Raw genomic sequence first — 18374 nt, 5'->3', positions numbered from 1 at the left:
TAACATGAGCTATAATATATTGGAATATCAACAAATCATGTCGAAATCCGTATTGCCTGTTTTTGGTTTAACGGAAACGAAAGTGAAACTGGAAGCTTTTGGAAGTGGCCTGATCAACAGCACCTGGAAAGTTACAACTGCCTCAAACGAATATATTCTGCAACGGTTAAATCATTTGGTATTTAATGAACCCGAAGATATTGCATACAACATCAGTTTAATTGCAAACTATCTTAAACAGCATTATCCTGCTTATTCATTTGCTGCACCAATTACTGCTGAAGATGGGGCCTCGCTTGTTTACTTAGAAAACGAAGGTTTTTTTCGCATGTTTCCATTTGTAAAAGGCTCGTATGCAAAAGAAGTGGTGGAAACAGCAACCGAAGCGTACGAAGCGGCTACACAGTTTGGACGGTTTACTCATTTGCTTAGCGGACTTGACATTGCGCAATTGAAAACCACGATCCCGTCTTTTCATGATCTGTCGTTGCGATATCAGCAGTTTCTTGTTGCATTGGAACATGGAAATGCAGATCGGATCATAGAAGCAGATGCCTTGATACAGAAAGTGATGGATAAAAGGTCCATTGCAGAACAATATCAACAGATAAAAACAAATACTGATTGTAAGTTGCGGGTTACACACCATGATACAAAGATCAGCAACGTATTATTTAATAAAGAAGGTAAAGGCTTGTGTGTAATTGATCTTGATACAGTAATGCCCGGCCATTTTATTAGTGATGTGGGTGATATGATGCGTACCTATCTATCGCCAGTAAGTGAAGAGGAGGCTGATTTCGGCAAGATCGAAATAAGGGCAGATATTTTTGAGGCGATCGTACGTGGCTACTTTAGCGAAATGAAAACCGATCTGACTGCAACAGAAAAGGAATTGTTTTTTTATGCTGGCAAGTTCATGATCTACATGCAGGCCATCCGTTTCCTTACTGATTATTTGAATGATGATGTGTACTATGCTGCTCGCTATCTCAAACATAATTTCATCCGGGCATCTAATCAACTGGTGTTGCTTGAAAAACTCATTGCAAAAGAAAACGAATTAGTTCCTTTGATCAACCGGGTACTTTCAACCAATGAATAAAAAATCCCCCGTAACAACGGGGGATTTTTATTGCTTATGCGTTTGCCTCCTGCATTTTTACACGAATGATCAATAAGATGACCGATATAATACAAAGTATACTCTCGATCATCAGCCATTGCTGACCAAACGCACCCAGTGGGCCTTCGATTGAAATGGTGAGTAATCTGGAAAATGCATAGCATCCCCAAAGAATGGCGGCAAAGGCCAATCCTCTGGTATGGTCTTTAAATGCCAAATAAATAAAGCTGATAAAAATGGTGAAGCCCACGCCGCCATATACTCCACGAATTGAACTGAAGGCGTCGTTGTTCGGCAATTTTACCTGTACCAGATCCATTACGGCTTGTGGATTTTGAAAAGCCATGAGGCTCACCATTAAAATAGCAAATGCTGAAAAACCGATGAGCGTGGCAGAGGAAATGCGTAAAAGTTTGTGCTGTTTCATATTTGTTTTTTTAAGAATACAAAAATCGAAACAGCACAAGACTTGGTTCTTGGTGTTTACCAAGATTTTCAGATGTTCATTGCATCAGGCAGCAAAAGATCGGCTACTGCTGTTAAATATCCTTGCTTTTAATTCTTCACTTGGCTGCAACTGTAAAGCAGCGGCATCACACAACGCCTGCCAGAAAGAATAAGGCTGATGCATACAGCCATGATACGTATAACAGTTGCTGCAACTGTTGGTGCTGCATTCATCTCCGGCAACCGGCTTGCCGTTTTGTAAAGGTTGTTTTTCGTTCATAATGAATAAGGTTTGATGATAAGGTTAAATGAACAATACAAACATAGGATCACTTCATACAAATAAAAAAGCCCGGAAGTATGAACTGAAAAAACAACAACATGAATTGTTTTGATCTGTTTGTAAGTAACAAAGGCTGCTTTTCGAAAGTCTTCTTTCCAATTCATCATTCAAAAAATACAATTCATGCAAGCCATGCTGTTGATTGTAGTTGCGGCAAAACATCTTTGCTGTCCAAAACCTTATTATCATGAAGCGATTTAAAAAAATTGCGAAATGGACCGGCATTATTCTGCTGTTCATTGTCGTAGCACTCACCGCATTAACTGCCACCCGTCAGGACCTTCGTTTTGAAGCACCTTATCCCAACATTAAAGCATCAACAGACAGTACAGTTATTGCACAGGGGAAACATCTTGTTTACAGCATGGCGCATTGTGCCGATTGCCACAGCGATCAAAACACAGATTCATTAGCACAACTGGGTATTGAACCAACGCTGAGTGGCGGAAGAAAGTTTGAATTTGAATTGGGAAAATTCTATAGCAGAAACATTACGTCTGATGCTGAAACCGGTATCGGTAAATTATCAGATGCTGAGATTGCCCGCACATTATATTATGGCGTTAATTCAAAAGGGCAGGCTATGATCGATTTTATGCCTTTCCACAATGTAAGCGAAGAAGATATGACAGCGATTATTTCGTATCTGCGAACATTAAAGCCAGTAAAAAATAAAGTACCTGAAAATGAATACAGCACAATGGGGAAAGTGCTCAAGGCTTTTCTAATAAAACCTGTTGGTCCAAGTGGGGAAATTCCAAAAACTGTTACGAAAGATACATCGGCTGCATATGGTAGTTATATTGTAAACTATGTAGCCAATTGTACCGGTTGCCATACACAACGTGGCCCAACCGGTGAATTGATAGGAGAACATCTGGCTGGTGGTAATCCGTTTATTGAACCCGGTGTTGATACTTTAACGCCTCCCAATCTTACACCACATACTGAAAGCCGAATGTATGGCTGGAGTAAAAAGAACTTTATTGATCGTGTACGCATGGGCAAATTGATAAAACATAGTCACATGCCATGGAATTCATATAAGAAAATGACAGATGATGAATTGACCGCTGTTTACAATTATCTGCAATCGGTAAAGCCATCTAAAACATCAGTTGAAGAAAAATAAAACAATTAACCATGAACAAACATCTTTTTATTGCGATTCTGTTTTTAGTGCCAATGATGTTGCAGGCACAAGTCGGTAATATATTGAATCGTGCAAAGGCAAAAGTAAATCAGCGTGTCAATACAAAAATTGACAAAGGGATTGATGAAGCATTGGATGAAGTGGAAGGAAAAGGAAAACAGAAACCTGCCACCAACAATTCAACCGATGGCTCTGCTTCTTCAACTAAAAAGAATGTGGGATATGCAAGCAGCTTTGATTTTATTCCCGGCGAAAAATTATTGTACACCGAAGATTTTTCGCAGGATGCCATTGGTGAATTGCCACTTAACTGGAATACGACCGGCAAAGGTGAAGTAGTAACTGTAGATGGTTTGAGTGGCAACTGGACAAAGATGTACCAGAACTCTTTTTACCTCACAGGTAATAAAACGGAGTTTCCAAAAAACTTTACGGTTGAGTTTGATCTGCTGCTGGCATTTAACTACAAGAGTTATACACTTCCGTTGGTTACGTTTGGGTTGTTGTCAAGTAGTGACTTGGCTACTACAGAGAATGAGCTAATGACCAATCACAGTAAATACCAATCAACAGAAGTAATGCTTCGTCCGGGTTATAAAAGTACACCCAGCTATGCCGGCGTGAAAAGTTTTATTGAACGAAAAGATTTTTATAAAAGCACTGATCAGGAATTAAACAGCTTTGATGATAATTACAACAAAGTAATACACATTGCCTTGCAGATACAGGAAAGCCGCTTACGCATCTGGATCAACAGCGAAAAAGTATTTGATATACCAAAAGCACTGGCAACACAATACATGTTTAATCAACTATTCTTCAAGATCCATAGTTCGGGGTATAAAGAAAATGAAATTGGCTTTTATCTCGGCAATATCAAAGTGGCAACGGGTATCCCTGATACAAGACATAAGCTGATGGAAGAAGGTACATTCTCAACAACAGGCATTCTCTTTAATGTAAATGAAGCAACGTTGCAGCCAACATCGTATGGTGTGATCCGGGAAATTGCAGCGGTGCTTAAAGCAAATCCATCGGTACGCATCAGCATTACCGGACATACTGATAGTGATGGGGCAGATGCCGCCAATCTTACGCTCTCACAAAAACGTGCAGCAACTGTAAAGGATGTATTAACGAACGAGTTTGGTATTGATGCAGCAAGACTTGAAACTGATGGGAAGGGCGAAGCAAAACCTGTGGCCGACAATAAAACCAAAGAAGGAAAAGCAGCCAACCGCAGAGTTGAATTTACTAAACTGTAAACCATTGTTGATGGAACTGAAGATACTGCTCCCAGTAAACCTGTTTGCATATACCAGTACGATTGTTTAGTGTTTAGGTATCATTATCTGCCCGTCGGGTTCTCCCTGCGGGCTTTTGCTATTTAGAAATATTGGTTTTTTCAGTGTGTTTGTACCGTGAAGCGTACACTTCAATTGTACAGGTCATACAATGAATAAAACAGTTCATGCAAGTACGGCTGTTTTTCAAACATTGTACCCGGTAAGTTTGCACTTGATTATTAATTCTGTCAACATGAACACACAAACGTTTCGGATGCAGGCTGTGAAAATTGACCTTGGGGTAATTTTATAAACCAATAGCAGGGATACAGTATAGGTAGTCCGGCTGCAATTCATCCCTTCTTTTCCTCAATTCATACAGTATGATCCGTAAATCCTTTCGGCCCCATTCAACAAAATCAGCAAAAGATGGTAATTTGTAGTAGTACCATGAAATTGAAATTACCATATTACACCAGCCGGGATTACAGTGTTTTAGCATTGATTCTTTTGCCAATTTCTATTGTGCTTAATTCAATTATTCTGGGCATTAAATATTATTCAAGCTGGCAAATATTTATCGTAGCAACAGGATTGGCATGTTTTGCATTTGCCATCAATTTTACACTTTGCGGTGGATGGGCAGTATTGATGAAACGTCGGTTTCCTGAGGAGCGGCAGGTTGGCATCAAGTTGAGTGTAATGATCTTGACGTTCATAGTAATTACAGGCTTGTTTCTGGCTTCGCTGTTTAAGGGGTATGAACTGATTCAGATGTTCAATTACACGTTCGATCAACGTATTTTTTTTCTGGCTTATATCGGAATGGGGATTGTGAATGTTTTTATTACTCTACTCATGGAGGGGCTCGACCGTTATGAAAAATGGAACAATAGTTTAAAAGAAACAGAGCAATTAAAAAAAGTTTTCAAACAGAGTCAACTGCAGGGGTTGAAGAGCCAGTTGAATCCGCATTTCCTCTTCAACAGTTTAAATTCATTATCAAGTTTAATACAGGATGATGAAGAAAAAGCAGAACGTTTTTTGAATGAAATGAGTAAAGTATATCGTTATATGCTGCGCAACGATGAAGATCATTTGGTAAGCCTGGAAACAGAATTACAGTTTGTGGATTCTTATTTTTATTTGCTGAAAGCACGCTATGGCGAAGGGTTACAATTATCGGTGCGTGTAAGCGATGCGGCTGCTAAAAATTTATTACCACCATTATCGCTGCAGGTGTTGATTGAAAATGCATTTACACAAAACAGTATGAGCAAGTCCAGTCCACTATGCATTGCCATTGACACACCTACTGACACAACATTGATCGTGCACAACAACGTGCAACCAAAACTTGTAACTGAAGAGATACATGATATGGAAGCTGAGCTTGATCACCTGGTAAATAAATTCCAGTTGCTCAATCAATCGCCCGTACTCATCAAAGAAACAGGAGGCGAGCGAAGCATACGTTTGCCATTGATCGTTAAACAAGAGGAGGTAGCTGTATGAGTAGTAAATGGAATAAGCCGACCAAGCTACAGGTGCATTCGTTCTTTGCATCCATGCCTATTATTTCAATACTGCTGAATTATATTATGTTCGATCAGCGGCTGTTCAATGATTTTATGGTATGGTTCATTTCTTTTCCATTGATCTTTATAGTCGGTATGGGCTCGTGGAGAGGACATGTGTTTATCGGGAACTACATTAAGCATCGGCTGCCGGAGATCAGACAAACAAAAAGCAGGATACTGATACAGGCATTTTGTTTGATCCCGTTCATGTCGCTGTCTGTTACGTTTATCTTTTTTTTGTATGATCTTATACATGTGCTCAGCTATGAATTTTCGATGGAAGATTTTAAAGCAGGGCTGATCATTGGTTTTTGTGTGAACCTCATTTTTGAAACCTTGTATGAAGCTGATTACGTGCTGGAGCGGTACAAAGAAAGTGTGGAGGAAAAACAGAACATGCAGCAGCTGTCAATGTTTCAGGAGTTTGACAGTTTGAAGAACCAGGTAAACCCCCATTTTCTGTTCAATTGTTTTAATACACTTTCTTCACTGATCTCGGAAGATAAAAAAACAGCCGAGAAATTTTTGAATGAATTGAGCAAAGTGTATCGTTACCTGTTACGTAATAATGAAGATGGTCTCAGTACGGTAGACAATGAGATCCGTTTCATCCGTTCGTATTACCAGTTATTACAAACACGTCATGGTGAAGCGGTGCAGTTAAATATTGAAATTGATAAACGCTACGATACCTACATGCTGCCTTCTCTTACATTACAACTGCTGGTGGAGAATGTAGTGAAGCACAATGTGCTGTCGAAAAACAAGCCATTGGTGATCGATATTTTTACAACGGCCGGCAACAAACTGGTGGTGAACAATAACCTGCAACGAAGAACGGTAAAAGTGCCCAGTAATAAAGTAGGGCTCGGTAATATAAAGGCAAAATATGAACTGTTGAAGCAGCAAGGCTTCCAGGTAATTGATGATGAAAAAAATTATACCGTGGTATTGCCGTTAATATGGAATAACAATACCGAAACAAAGCGAACAATTATTAACGAAACCAAAACAGTATAATATGCAAATTCTTATTGTTGAAGACGAAGAACTGGCAGTAAAAAAACTGCAAAAAACTTTACTGGCCGTGGATAGCACTGCTAATGTAATAGGCGTAACCGATAGTATTAAAGCAACCGTTGATTGGTTAAACGAAAATGAACGTCCGGATCTTATTTTGATGGATATAGAGTTGGCCGACGGACAAAGTTTTGAAGTGTTTAATCTCGTAGATGTAAAGAGCCCGGTGATCTTTACTACTTCGTACGATGAATATGCATTGAAAGCATTTAAAGTAAACAGTATAGACTACTTGCTGAAGCCTGTGCAAAAAGAAGAGTTGCAGGCCGCTTTGCAAAAGTATCGTCAGTTACATGTGGCTGCAGCAGAAGGGAAGGCGGATATTAACCTGGATAGCCTTGTGAAGCAATTGCAGCAGAAATTACAACCAAAAGAATACCGTAAGCGATTCCTGGTAAAACATGCGCAGAAACTGGTATCGGTTGAAATTGACGAGATCGCTTATTTCTATAGCGATGGACGGTTGAATTTTTTCAAAACATCCGATAACAAAAAATATGTGGTTGATTATACAATGGACGAATTGGAAGAAATGCTGGACCCGGAAAAATATTTCCGTATTAGCCGTTCCTTTTATGTGTCAGTTGGGAGCATCGAAAAAATTGATGATTATTTTGGCAACCGCCTCATCCTGCAATTAAAACCAGCGGTGGATAAAGAAGCATTAGTAAGCCGTGAAAAGGTGAGTGATTTTAAAAAGTGGATGGGTAAATAAAAAAGGAACAACATAAAAAAGGACAGCATTTGCTGTCCTTTTTTATGTACTGATGTGGATCCTTATTTTCCGAAGCTGTTTCTGTACTGCCTGGGCAACTCTTTAAATTGCGTATAACTGGTTTCAGTATTCGTTTTTAATTCAATTGGGCCGGTCGATTTCAAACTTACAATACAATCATAGTTCATTTTTACAATTAAGTTTGGAGATTTCAGCGTATTCATCCCCAATACAAACGAAGCTGCATTGATCTCCACTTCTTTCAGTTGTTGCACCGGTAAGCCAATGTAAATACGCTTTTTGTAATTCCGGTCTTTGGTGGCGGCAATCGTAAGCACACCTTCTTTTTCAGTAACTGTTATCTCATTGAAGTAAGTGGAGTCACCCTCAATATAAAGTTTGCCGGGTGCATCGTCTTCAATGAGGAGTACATCAATGGATGCATCGATCACCAGTTTGTGAAAACGTTCAACGTTGATTTTTTTGATGGCTGCTTTTTTTGATCCGCTTGTTTGTGCATTTGCAGCAGTTGCAACCAGCAACAGCATGGCTGCAAACAGATGTTTAACATTCATGAGAAAAGGTTTAATGATGATAAGGTTAAAAAATTACAACACAAAGATGAGGCAGCAGCAAACCTTGGTCAATGCTGCTGTGAATGAATTGTACGAATAGCCGTATAAAGTGTAAAAAACAATTCGGCAGAGATGTGTTTAAGCAACAGGAACCTGCAGTATAAAAACCGAACTGCTTTTATGAACCTGCACATCCAGCTTTGCTTTGATAGCAGCAAGCCTAATTTCCATATCCTGCCGTTGAAGGAGATTGTTGAGCTGCTGCATGTCGCAACAATCGTTTTCAATTTGCATGGTGAATTGCAGCTTCGATTTTTCAATGCCTAAATGGATCTGGCATTTTTTTGCACCGGCCTGTACCAGGCTGTTAATGGCATCTTTAAAAAGGAGAAATGCTTCATGGCGCAGTTTCATATTCAACTCCAGCAGCTCCACATTTTTTTCAAACACAATTTCGATCTCTACCTGGTGCCGGTTACGTAATGCGTCCAGGTATTCTTTCATGCGTTCGATCGTTTTCTGCATGTTATCGTTATGCGGATCAATACTCCATAACATATCATCCATTGCGATCATCATGTTATGGCTTTTGGTATGGATTTGTTCAATGTATTCTTTCGATTTCTGTGGATCTTTATCGGCTTTAATCTTCGCCATCTCACTCAGGATATTGATATTGTTCAAAGCAGTGTTTACTTCATTGTGCAGATTGTCGGCAATAGAAGTACGCATTTGCAACATCGCTTCTTTCCGTTTCATCCGTTCCCGATCGAGCCAATAAATAAATGCTGCACTAAGCAAAATAAGAATACCATAGAACCACCATGTTTTCCAGAACGGCGCATTCATTTTTATTTCAAGTTGCGTAATGGTGGTACCCATTCGTCCTTCTTCATCGATCGAACGCAGTTCAAACAGGTATGTGCCGCTTGGTAAATAGGAATAGATCGCTTGCTGACTGGCATCTGCAATTACCCAGTCTTTGTCAATATGGCTCATCCGGTAAGCCACTTTATATGGAGTAGAAAATTCCAGACAGGAAAATTCAATACTGATCGAATTGTTGCCGGGTTTCAGATTAATTGTTTTCAGTTGTTGCAATGAATCAACCGGTACTGATTTATTTCTGATCTTAAAATCAGTAACGATCACCGATGGGGCCGAGCGTTTTACAATAATTGCAAGCGGATCAAAAACAATAAACTGATTGGTACTGCCTAACAACATCCGGCCATCACGTAACAGCGCTGATGCTGCAACAATAAAATTTTCGTTGTCAATTCCATCTTCTTTTGTAAAACGAACGAATACATTTTTTTCAACGTTGATCCGGTACAGGCCACTGGTGCTGGTTAGCCATACATAGCCGTTCTTGTCTTTGCGCAGGTCGGTAATATAACCGGAAATTGTTTCGGCGGTTCCAACAAGCGACGACTTGTTACTGCGCTTGTTGTACAACACGATTTGCGTGGAAGTGGTGATGATCATCATGCTGTCGTTATATTCCAGTAGCGATGATACACCCTCTTCAGGCAGTTTGTAAGGATACGGAAGTTGGTCGCTGAATTGATAAACAATTTTTTCTGTTGCTGGATCTATAGCATACGCACCTCCAATTCCAAATGCAACCCAAACCAACCCTTTTGAATCAATTATAATCTTGTTTACCTGTTGTTGCGGTACGTTCTTAAGTTTTCGAATTCCGTTGTTAAAATCATTGGCTCCCTTTGCAGCATCCCACTTAAACAGTCCAATACTTTGTGCGCCGACCCATAAGTTGCCAAACTTATCTTCTGCTATTTGCCGCATTGTCCTGTTTTCCAACGCAGGAGGGTTGTAGTACGTTGCCGTTCGCTGATCCTGGTTGATCTTCATAATGCCGGGTTGTGCCGATAACCAAATCGTATTGCTGTCGGCAGATGCAACCATATTCCAAAACGAATAGCTTTCATTTTCTTTTATTCCTTTCAGATTCAAAGGAATTTGGTTGAAGTTTTTATCGTAATGATACAATCCATCGCCCCAGGTGCCAACAAGTACAGTTCCCCATTTGGTTTCCGAAAACGACAACGCACTTCCTGTTCCCTGTTTGCCGATGATCCGGTTGATGTGTGTGATGTTTTGAAACGCATGCTGTGCAGGGTTAAAACGAAACACACCATTATTGCTGGTGGCGACCCAGATATTTTTTTCACGATCTTCGATTAACCCTCTGATGTTTTCATACGCAATACTTCGCTCGTTGCCATAACCGTTCTTTACAAATTGAAATTGTTTTGTTGTTTCGTTAAATCGCCCAAACACCTGCAGGCCCCGTAACCAGAGACTCCCATCTTCCTGCTCCAGAAATCCATGCACTTCATAGTAGGTTTGAAGTGTTGCGATCAAATTATATTCATACAGGATAAATTCTTTCTTTCGAAGATCGTAGCAATAGATCGAAGGAAAACCATTGCCCCAGGTAAAGAACCAAAGCCGGTTCTGTTTATCAAAGTATAACCCATAGGGATGGCGGTTGCCGTTAAATTCATCGATCAGTTTTTCATCTTCTTTGTTGTTACCTGCATAACTCAGCGATTTGGTTGCATGATTGTAAATCGCAAAGCCGTGATCCTGTATACTGATCCAATATTTTTGGGTGCCGGGTTGCGGAGCAAAATCAGCAATACGCCATTCAGGTTTAAATAAGAAAAAATTATGTGCCGGGGCGAATTCATGCAGGGCTGCATTATAGGTGAGTACTTCATTGCCACCCAGTATCAAAAAAATATTTCCTTTATCATCTTCGGTCATCCGCTTCACCGACGTTTTTTCAGCACGTGGATGAATGGTTTTAACATGCGCTTGACGAAACTTGAATGTTTTCGTATTGAAAATGCCGATCTCTCCACTGGCAAGAAACACCCATAAGTTTTTTTTGTGATCAACTTTCAACTGCCACACCGGGTTGGAAGGCAGGCTGGTGCTGTCGTTCTTTATATGCCGGAATGATTTATAACGGATACCGTCAAAACGTTGCAGTCCGTCGGTAGTGCCCGTCCAGATAAACCCTTTTTCATCCTGCACAATGCTGTTGATCTGGTTCGATAACAATCCTGAATTGGTGGAGTAATGCGTAAATGTATAATCCAATTGCTGCGCAGATAATCCGCTCAGAAAAAATATACATCCGCAAAAAAGGAAAAACTTGTGCAGCATAGTGTTCAGGTATTCCAAATGTAATGATTGGTTGTATAAACTGTGTAAATGCCTGTATGAATTGTAATTCGGGTATCTGAATTGATGAAATGCGGGGATGAATTGTACTGCTGTTTTTTGATGCTATTATAATGAAGTGTAATGGCAGTATGCGCTTACAATTCAATACTTCAAATCAGCATTTCATTCACATGCAGGTTCTGTTGCAGATAACGGATGTACATCTTTGCAGTGTTATTCAATCAGTATTAATCATTAAACCTTAAACAAAAAATGAAACGGATTTTATTCTTTGCTGTAATAGCAAGTGCTCTCTTTACTTCCTGCAAAAAAGAAAGCAATGAAAAAGTATTTATTGGCCCGGTTACAACTTTTCAACATGGTAAAGCATGGACCTGGTATGAAGTAGATGATAACAATAAACCACTGCGTCTTGCAGTTGCTGTGGATGAAGCAGCGATGAGTAGTTTAGACAGAGGGCAAGATCAAAGTGGTGGACACAGTCACAACAATTCAGTGATACTCAAATTACATCCCAAAGCTGCGGCCACTCCGTTCAACCACGTAGATCTCGGTTGGAATCCACATGGACATGAGCCTGAGTTTATTTATGGATTACCGCATTTTGATTTTCATTTTTACAGCATCACACCGGAAGCAGTTGCTGCAATTCCTCCCTACGAAGTTGACAGCAGCAAACACAAGAACTGGCCTGCTCCTGCTTATTTTCCTGCTACTTATTTTAACCCTGGAGGCGGTGTTCCAAAAATGGGCGTGCATTGGCTTGATTTTACAGCACCTGAATTAAACGGTGCTCCGTTTACACAAACATTTATCTATGGTTCGTACGATGGGAAAGTAACATTCTATGAACCGATGATCACGGAACAATTCATTCTTGCAAATCCGAATTTTGAACGCAGCATTCCACAACCTGCGAAAGTTCAAACAACCGGGTACTACCCAACAAAAATGCGGATTGCAAAAATTAATAACATCACAAATATTATTCTGGAAGGATTTGTTTTAAGACAGGCATCATAAACAACCTGCTTGCCCCGTAAGGCGAGTATTGTTGAAACAGCAGCTGCAGCCGGAAGTCCCGTAAGACATCCGGCTGTTTTTTTTAGAGTGATGGAATTTATTTGAGGTTGATTTTTCGTTCAGAGTTTGCAGAAGATTTTATTTGTTTTCATTTCATTCAGTAAAACAATCAACTCATTACAGTGCTTGTTTGCAACGCAGCAGAAACGCATCAATTTTACAGTAGTTATTATTTATCATTAAACCTTTTTTATGAAACGTTATAATATTTTCAACCAGGTCCACAAAGGATTACGTGCATTGTTGTATGAAACAATTATCAAACTTCAGCAAACCGATTTTACAGATGCAGAAGATGCAGAAGAAGCGGTTCAGCAAGTGAAAATTATTCTTGAATTATTTGATGAGCATGCGCATACAGAAGATACATTTATTCTTCCGGCCATTGCTGAATATGAACCTTCTGTTGTGGATGTGTTTGAACAGGAGCATGTAAAAGATCTTACTCTCAGTAAAAATGTACATGGGTTACTTCAGGCATTTTCGCTTACGATTTCTGCAAATGCAAAACAGGAAATTGGCGCAGCTATCAGTAAGGCGGTATTTGAATTTACATTGTTCAACCTGGAGCATATGAAAAAGGAAGAAGATGTTCTCAACAAATTATTATGGCGCTATTTTGATGATGAGCACTTGCATAGTATTACAGCTACTATAATTGCGAATGTACCTGCTGAGAAAATGCCACTTTACAATAAATGGATGATGCGTGGATTGTCAAATACAGAGATCATTGATTGGCTGAAACAGGTAAAAAACAATGCGCCCGATTTTGTATTTCAATCGTTCCTTGGTCTTGCAATGGCAGAGCTGACGGACAATCGCTGGCAAAAAATTCAGGAGCACTTAACAGAGGGAGCAATGCTGGCTTCCTGATACTTTTTACTCATCACAAACGAAACATCATCACAATGAAAAAAACACAATTCAAACAAATACTGCCAGCCATTCAGGTATTGAGTATTGCAGCAGTGCTCACCATTCTTGCATCTTCACTTGTATCATTTAGTATTCGCTCATTCAGCGATGATTTTTTGAAGCAACTCGGTTTATCAAAACCCGGGGCGGAGGAAAAGATCAGGCATGGATTTTTAAGCGGTTCATTTGATGCCTATGGCGTTAAGAATTTAAAAAGCATTGCTGCAGGCAGCAGGGTAGTATTGACAAATGAGATAATGACGTATTCAAAAAAATATGTGGGCTCTGCTGATTTTATCAAGAACTATACTGAAATGCGCAACTACCACAAACCTGCGTTTCAAAAAATTCAAACACCTGCAGAAATGCGTGAGCAATCAATTGCAAGCTTTAGAAAAAGTGTAGCCGACATGGAAGAGAGTTATAAAAAAGCTGATGCTTCCATGAAACCCTTGTTTGAAAAAATGCTGGCAAGCAACAAAGCAGAATTAAAAAAAGCGGAAGATCCCAATAATAAATCAGTTGTAAACTATGCAAATGCATACGACGACATGGTAAAAAGTAATCAGGAAAATTATGATCGACAAATTAAAGCGTGGGAAGAAAAATATCCCGCCAATCATTTATTATATGTTAAGAAGCGGTTGCAGGAATTCATGGATGAAACAGCAACTGTTGATTTTGATGCGAAAGTTGTAACAAAGGGCAACAAACTTTATTTTGAAAACCGTGCTTACGAATCAAAAGGCAACCGTTGGAAAATGGCATTCCGTGCAGGAAAAGACGTAGTAACCGTTGCTCGCAACTTTGCGCAGCAATGGATGAACGAAATAAAATGATCACTTGGTCTTGTTTGGTAAAAGCCCTGTGCATTTGCACAGGGCTTGTTATTTTATACCTGCACCAGTTTCCACTTTCCTTTTTTGAAATAGTACCACGCTACCAATGCGATCAATGTTTCAGCCACCGGTATGGCAATAAATGCACCGGTTGAATTCATATCCAATCCTTTTGCGAGGAAATAAGCAAGCGGAATCTGGAATAACCAGAAGCCAATAAAGTTGATCCAGGTAGGCGTTTTTGTATCGCCTGCGCCATTCAATGCCTGTATCATTACCATCCCTATTCCGTAAAAAATATAACCGGTACCAATGATCTGCAAAGCTCTGGCACCGTATGCGATCACGCCTGCATCCTGCGAGAAAATGCTGATAATGGGTTTTGCAAAAAATACAAACAGTACCGTGACAAGGCTCATAAAAATGGCATTATACTTCGCCGTTAGTAACACACTTTGCTCGGCCCGTTGAATTTGTTTGGCGCCAAGATTTTGTCCTACCAATGTTGCCGCCGCATTACTCAATCCCCATGCCGGTAAAATAAAGAACACCACATTGCGGATGGCTACCTGGTAACCTGCTGATGCGGTGGTGCCACCTGTTTCTGCTACAAGACGTGCAAGAAAGATCCAGCTGCCGCTTGCAATTACAAACTGTAAAGTGGCTGGCCATGCAATGGTTACAATAGAGCGAATGAGTTTTGGATCAAACCCAAAGTGAGCAGCCGTCATTTTTAAAATACCATTGCCTTTGAATAAATGCCAGCATTGATACAACACACCGGAACTTCGTCCAATTACGGTTGCAATAGCAGCGCCTTTCAATCCCAGGTAATGGATAAATATGGGGCAGAGAATGATATTGATGATACTGGCGATCCATAAACTTTTCATCGCCATGGCCGCATCACCTGCTCCTCTGAAAATACCATTGATGAGGAAAAGTAACATGATCACAATACTTCCGCCCAGCATGATCTGTGTAAAAATGGTGCCGTCTTTTACCACATCATCACTGGCACCCATTAATCGTAAAATATCCGATGCATAAACAATACCTGCTACACTGATAAGAGCAGTTACAACAAATGCAATAAGTAAGGATTGTGCACCGGCGTGTGCAGCAGCATCCGGATTTTTTTCACCGATCCGTCTTGCTACAACGGCCGTAGCTGCTGTGCTTAAGCCAATGGCTACGGAATAGACAATGGTGATCACCGATTCGGTAAGGCCAACAGTTGCAATTGCATTTTCGCCAAGCTTACCTACAAAAAACATATCTACTACAGCAAATACGCTTTCAAGGCTCAGTTCTAGGATCATGGGAATGGCCAGCAGAAACACTGCTTTGCGAATACTTCCTGTTGTATAATCCTGCTGCTCCCCGTTCAGTGATTGTTTGAATGTTTGATAGATATAGGATAGCCTGTTCGGTTTTTGGTTAGTCGTCATGAAAAAGGTTTAAATCTGTTAATGAAATAGAAGATAAGCCGAAGAGATTGACTTCAGCTAAACAGTGTCGGGAGAGTTTGTCTTTTGAAACAAAGACAGCTTAGAACTTCATATGCGTAAAATAAGAGTTGTAAAACTAAATATTTTCTGGTGGAATCAAAAACTCCCTTGTTGACGGACGGAAACTATCCGTGGAATACGGTATTTTAAGGGGTTCACAGGATTTTTCATTGCATTATGGAATACAAGTTTGTACTTTTATAACACAATCAATGATAATGAAAAAGATAATCGTAGCCCTTTCCCTTGTTGTATCTGCTACGGCTGTATGGGCACAGCCTGCACGTATACCTGTGAACGACCTGAATACAGGCAACAACAAACCCAATACCAACACACCCACCAATTCCAATTCAAACACCCCCACAACCAGCAGTGAGTTGAAGAAGTACAGCGATCCGCAAGGACGTTATACCATTGGCTATCCCGGCGACTGGACTTTTAATGATAAATCGGATAACGCTATTTTTCAGTTAACATCACCTGCAGAAAACAGTGATGATAAATTCAGACAAAATCTGAATCTTCAAATTGAAGAATTAAAAGCAAATACTACCATTGAACAGTATGTGCAAACAAATATGGATGCCGTAAAAGAACTGGTGAAGGGGTATAAAGAAGTATCGTCCATGTATTTCAACCGCAATGGCGCAAGAGCATACCAGATCATTTACAAAGGAAGATATGGAAGCATGACCGATGATATCCAGATCAAACAACTCTTTACCATTTCAAGCAGCGGTAAAGGATATGTACTTACCTATGTAAGCAAAGAAGGAGAGCGTGATGCATTTGAAACCACAGCGAACAAGATCTTTAATTCATTTAAGTTCTGATAAAAATATTGAAGTAAAAACGAGGGCGGTCGCTTAGCGACCGCCCTCGTTTTATATACATTAAATAACTGATCAATGTTGATCGCTATGCATCATCGTCTGCAGTTTCTTGGTTAGCAAGAAAAGGATGAGTGATGCAACGCCTGCCATCGCAACGAACAACATAAAGAAATCGTAGTTGTTATTCATTTCATAACCCATGAACGATTTTGTTTTTCCATCTGGATACAAAGCACTCAAAACACCCGCCAGTTTATTGGCAAATGCATTGCCTAAAAACCATACGGCCATAAGAAGTGAAGCATATTTAAACGGTGCAAGTTTGTTTGCAAGCGACAATCCTATTGGCGACAAACAGAGTTCGCCCCATGTGTGTAACGCATACATACCCGTAAGCCAGATCATACTTACTTTAATACCTGTGCCAACATTTTTTACACCAAATGCAATCCACAAATAACCAACTGCAAGTAAAAACAAACCGATCGCCATTTTGGTAGGGGCAGAGGGTTCATGTTTACCAAGCTTTATCCAAAGCCATGCAAATAAAGGTGCAAAGGCCACTACAAAAATTGAATTGAGCGATTGAAACCAGCTGGCAGGCACTGTATAAAATCCAAGATCACGTTGTGTTTGTTCTTCAGCAAAAAATGTAAGCGATGCTCCGGCCTGCTCAAAAGCGCTCCAGAAAAAGATCACAAAAAATACAACTGTAAACAGTACGATCACCCGGTTCTTTTCAAACTTATTGAGTGTTTTATCAGCCATTACCATCACAAAAATAAAAATAGCGGCACCTCCCAACAGATAGGTTAAGTAACTCACCACTTTTGCATCGATGTAAAGCATGCCAATTGCAAGAGCAGAAAAAACGGCCAGTCCTAAAATGATCGCTATTGGTTTTATCCAAATTGCGGGTGTGTTTTTTGGAGTTAGTCCAAGTACTTGATTATCGGGGCCAAGCACATATTTTTTGTGAAAAGCTAACTGTACAGCCACGCTGATCAACATGCCGATACCACCAGCCAAAAATGCCCATTTGAAATCTGTGGGGTCGCCGGTATCACCTACCAGCCCGCATATAAAAGGACCTAAAGCACCGCCCACATTAATACCCATATAGAAAATAGTGTATGCAGGGTCAATTCTTCGGTCGTTCTTTGGGTATAGCTGCCCCACGAGCGAAGAAATGTTGGGTTTAAAAAATCCATTCCCAGCGATCATTAATCCAAGACCGGAAAAGAACAACAAAGAAGATAACTCGGGTGATGATTGGTAGGTTGATCCGCAGAAGAATAATAAAAATTCGCCCAAGGCCATTACAATACCGCCGGCAATAATGGAACGTTGATTGCCCCAGTAGCGATCAGCAATATAGCCACCAATCAACGGTGTGAGATATACAAGGCTGGTATAGCTGCCATATAAATTGGAAGCAAATACTTTGTCAAATAACAAGGCCTTGGTCATAAATAAAACCAGTACGGCACGCATACCGTAATAATTAAATCGTTCCCACATTTCAGTGCCGAATAAAACCCATAGCCCTTTCGGATGTCCTTTCTGTGCAGTTAATTCACTCATACAATTGGTTTATGTTTTTTTACGATGCGAAGTTTCGAAAGTAAGGAATTAATACTAACAATAATTCGTGTTAACTCTT

The 18374-nt window shown here is 40.0% G+C and carries 16 protein-coding genes; 10 read left to right on the top strand and 6 right to left on the bottom strand.

Annotation, left to right across the window (positions count from 1 at the left end):
• Positions 1-37 precede the first annotated feature (37 nt).
• Positions 38-1105 carry a phosphotransferase enzyme family protein gene (locus WG989_RS03050; RefSeq protein ID WP_340427261.1) on the top strand — a complete coding sequence of 356 codons (1068 nt, stop codon included), beginning with the start codon at positions 38-40 and terminating at the stop codon, positions 1103-1105.
• 34 nt (positions 1106-1139) lie between these two features.
• On the opposite strand, the gene WG989_RS03045 is transcribed toward WG989_RS03050, so the two are convergent.
• Both WG989_RS03045 and WG989_RS03040 read right to left on the bottom strand, forming a co-directional pair.
• Positions 1140-1553, bottom strand: a complete 414-nt coding sequence (locus tag WG989_RS03045; protein WP_340427260.1) for a DUF4345 domain-containing protein — start codon at positions 1551-1553, stop codon at positions 1140-1142.
• A gap of 84 nt (positions 1554-1637) precedes the next feature.
• A complete protein-coding gene (locus WG989_RS03040) occupies positions 1638-1853 on the bottom strand; it encodes a hypothetical protein (RefSeq protein ID WP_340427258.1) in 216 nt (71 codons plus the stop codon).
• Between the two features lie 250 nt (positions 1854-2103).
• On the opposite strand from WG989_RS03040, the gene WG989_RS03035 reads away from it, so the two are divergent.
• From WG989_RS03035 to WG989_RS03015, 5 genes are all read left to right on the top strand, one after another.
• Positions 2104-3048, top strand: coding sequence for a c-type cytochrome (locus WG989_RS03035; RefSeq protein ID WP_340427257.1), 945 nt, complete (start codon positions 2104-2106; stop codon positions 3046-3048).
• Positions 3049-3059: 11 nt separating this feature from the next.
• Positions 3060-4334 carry an OmpA family protein gene (locus WG989_RS03030; protein WP_340427256.1) on the top strand — a complete coding sequence of 425 codons (1275 nt, stop codon included), beginning with the start codon at positions 3060-3062 and terminating at the stop codon, positions 4332-4334.
• 471 nt (positions 4335-4805) lie between these two features.
• Positions 4806-5870: a sensor histidine kinase gene (locus tag WG989_RS03025; RefSeq protein ID WP_340427255.1), complete on the top strand. Its 1065-nt coding sequence runs from the start codon at positions 4806-4808 to the stop codon at positions 5868-5870.
• Positions 5867-6955, top strand: a complete 1089-nt coding sequence (locus WG989_RS03020) for a sensor histidine kinase (RefSeq protein WP_340427254.1) — start codon at positions 5867-5869, stop codon at positions 6953-6955. Before WG989_RS03025 ends, WG989_RS03020 begins: the two co-directional genes overlap by 4 nt.
• 1 nt (position 6956) lies before the next feature.
• The gene (locus tag WG989_RS03015; protein ID WP_340427253.1) at positions 6957-7730 is read left to right on the top strand and encodes a LytR/AlgR family response regulator transcription factor; all 774 of its coding nucleotides are present in this window, start codon (positions 6957-6959) and stop codon (positions 7728-7730) included.
• Positions 7731-7792: 62 nt separating this feature from the next.
• On the opposite strand, the gene WG989_RS03010 is transcribed toward WG989_RS03015, so the two are convergent.
• Together WG989_RS03010 and WG989_RS03005 are read right to left on the bottom strand one after the other, a co-directional pair.
• Positions 7793-8305, bottom strand: coding sequence for a GIN domain-containing protein (locus WG989_RS03010; RefSeq protein ID WP_340427252.1), 513 nt, complete (start codon positions 8303-8305; stop codon positions 7793-7795).
• Between the two features lie 138 nt (positions 8306-8443).
• Positions 8444-11503 carry a ligand-binding sensor domain-containing protein gene (locus WG989_RS03005; RefSeq protein ID WP_340427251.1) on the bottom strand — a complete coding sequence of 1020 codons (3060 nt, stop codon included), beginning with the start codon at positions 11501-11503 and terminating at the stop codon, positions 8444-8446.
• A gap of 273 nt (positions 11504-11776) precedes the next feature.
• Between WG989_RS03005 and WG989_RS03000 the strand changes: the two genes are divergently transcribed.
• The 3 genes from WG989_RS03000 to WG989_RS02990 all read left to right on the top strand — a co-directional run bounded on the left by WG989_RS03000 (position 11777) and on the right by WG989_RS02990 (position 14364).
• Entirely contained in the window at positions 11777-12547 is a 771-nt protein-coding gene (locus WG989_RS03000; RefSeq protein WP_340427249.1) for a hypothetical protein, read from the top strand.
• Between the two features lie 252 nt (positions 12548-12799).
• Positions 12800-13483, top strand: a complete 684-nt coding sequence (locus tag WG989_RS02995) for a hemerythrin domain-containing protein (protein ID WP_340427248.1) — start codon at positions 12800-12802, stop codon at positions 13481-13483.
• Positions 13484-13518: 35 nt separating this feature from the next.
• The gene (locus WG989_RS02990; RefSeq protein ID WP_340427246.1) at positions 13519-14364 is read left to right on the top strand and encodes an RNA-dependent RNA polymerase family protein; all 846 of its coding nucleotides are present in this window, start codon (positions 13519-13521) and stop codon (positions 14362-14364) included.
• Positions 14365-14417: 53 nt separating this feature from the next.
• On the opposite strand, the gene WG989_RS02985 is transcribed toward WG989_RS02990, so the two are convergent.
• Positions 14418-15815, bottom strand: a complete 1398-nt coding sequence (locus WG989_RS02985; RefSeq protein WP_340427244.1) for an MATE family efflux transporter — start codon at positions 15813-15815, stop codon at positions 14418-14420.
• A 278-nt stretch (positions 15816-16093) separates the two neighbouring features.
• Between WG989_RS02985 and WG989_RS02980 the strand changes: the two genes are divergently transcribed.
• Positions 16094-16711, top strand: coding sequence for a PsbP-related protein (locus tag WG989_RS02980; protein ID WP_340427242.1), 618 nt, complete (start codon positions 16094-16096; stop codon positions 16709-16711).
• 72 nt (positions 16712-16783) lie between these two features.
• Here WG989_RS02980 and WG989_RS02975 read toward each other — a convergent pair whose 3' ends face one another.
• Entirely contained in the window at positions 16784-18295 is a 1512-nt protein-coding gene (locus WG989_RS02975; protein ID WP_340427241.1) for a peptide MFS transporter, read from the bottom strand.
• Positions 18296-18374: the final 79 nt, after the last annotated feature.

This window comes from Lacibacter sp. H407, assembly GCF_037892605.1.
Taxonomy (GTDB): Bacteria; Bacteroidota; Bacteroidia; order Chitinophagales; family Chitinophagaceae; genus Lacibacter.
Note: the sequence above shows the minus strand (reverse complement) of the source record. Positions and strands in the feature narration are given on the sequence as shown.

What these genes read in the sequence shown, in the direction of transcription:
- WG989_RS03050 (WP_340427261.1), top strand. Translation starts at nt 38, where the DNA reads ATGTCGAAATCCGTATTGCCTGTTTTTGGTTTAACGGAAACGAAAGTG.
- WG989_RS03045 (WP_340427260.1), bottom strand. Translation starts at nt 1,553, where the DNA reads ATGAAACAGCACAAACTTTTACGCATTTCCTCTGCCACGCTCATCGGT.
- WG989_RS03040 (WP_340427258.1), bottom strand. Translation starts at nt 1,853, where the DNA reads ATGAACGAAAAACAACCTTTACAAAACGGCAAGCCGGTTGCCGGAGAT.
- WG989_RS03035 (WP_340427257.1), top strand. Translation starts at nt 2,104, where the DNA reads ATGAAGCGATTTAAAAAAATTGCGAAATGGACCGGCATTATTCTGCTG.
- WG989_RS03030 (WP_340427256.1), top strand. Translation starts at nt 3,060, where the DNA reads ATGAACAAACATCTTTTTATTGCGATTCTGTTTTTAGTGCCAATGATG.
- WG989_RS03025 (WP_340427255.1), top strand. Translation starts at nt 4,806, where the DNA reads ATGAAATTGAAATTACCATATTACACCAGCCGGGATTACAGTGTTTTA.
- WG989_RS03020 (WP_340427254.1), top strand. Translation starts at nt 5,867, where the DNA reads ATGAGTAGTAAATGGAATAAGCCGACCAAGCTACAGGTGCATTCGTTC.
- WG989_RS03015 (WP_340427253.1), top strand. Translation starts at nt 6,957, where the DNA reads ATGCAAATTCTTATTGTTGAAGACGAAGAACTGGCAGTAAAAAAACTG.
- WG989_RS03010 (WP_340427252.1), bottom strand. Translation starts at nt 8,305, where the DNA reads ATGAATGTTAAACATCTGTTTGCAGCCATGCTGTTGCTGGTTGCAACT.
- WG989_RS03005 (WP_340427251.1), bottom strand. Translation starts at nt 11,503, where the DNA reads ATGCTGCACAAGTTTTTCCTTTTTTGCGGATGTATATTTTTTCTGAGC.
- WG989_RS03000 (WP_340427249.1), top strand. Translation starts at nt 11,777, where the DNA reads ATGAAACGGATTTTATTCTTTGCTGTAATAGCAAGTGCTCTCTTTACT.
- WG989_RS02995 (WP_340427248.1), top strand. Translation starts at nt 12,800, where the DNA reads ATGAAACGTTATAATATTTTCAACCAGGTCCACAAAGGATTACGTGCA.
- WG989_RS02990 (WP_340427246.1), top strand. Translation starts at nt 13,519, where the DNA reads ATGAAAAAAACACAATTCAAACAAATACTGCCAGCCATTCAGGTATTG.
- WG989_RS02985 (WP_340427244.1), bottom strand. Translation starts at nt 15,815, where the DNA reads ATGACGACTAACCAAAAACCGAACAGGCTATCCTATATCTATCAAACA.
- WG989_RS02980 (WP_340427242.1), top strand. Translation starts at nt 16,094, where the DNA reads ATGAAAAAGATAATCGTAGCCCTTTCCCTTGTTGTATCTGCTACGGCT.
- WG989_RS02975 (WP_340427241.1), bottom strand. Translation starts at nt 18,295, where the DNA reads ATGAGTGAATTAACTGCACAGAAAGGACATCCGAAAGGGCTATGGGTT.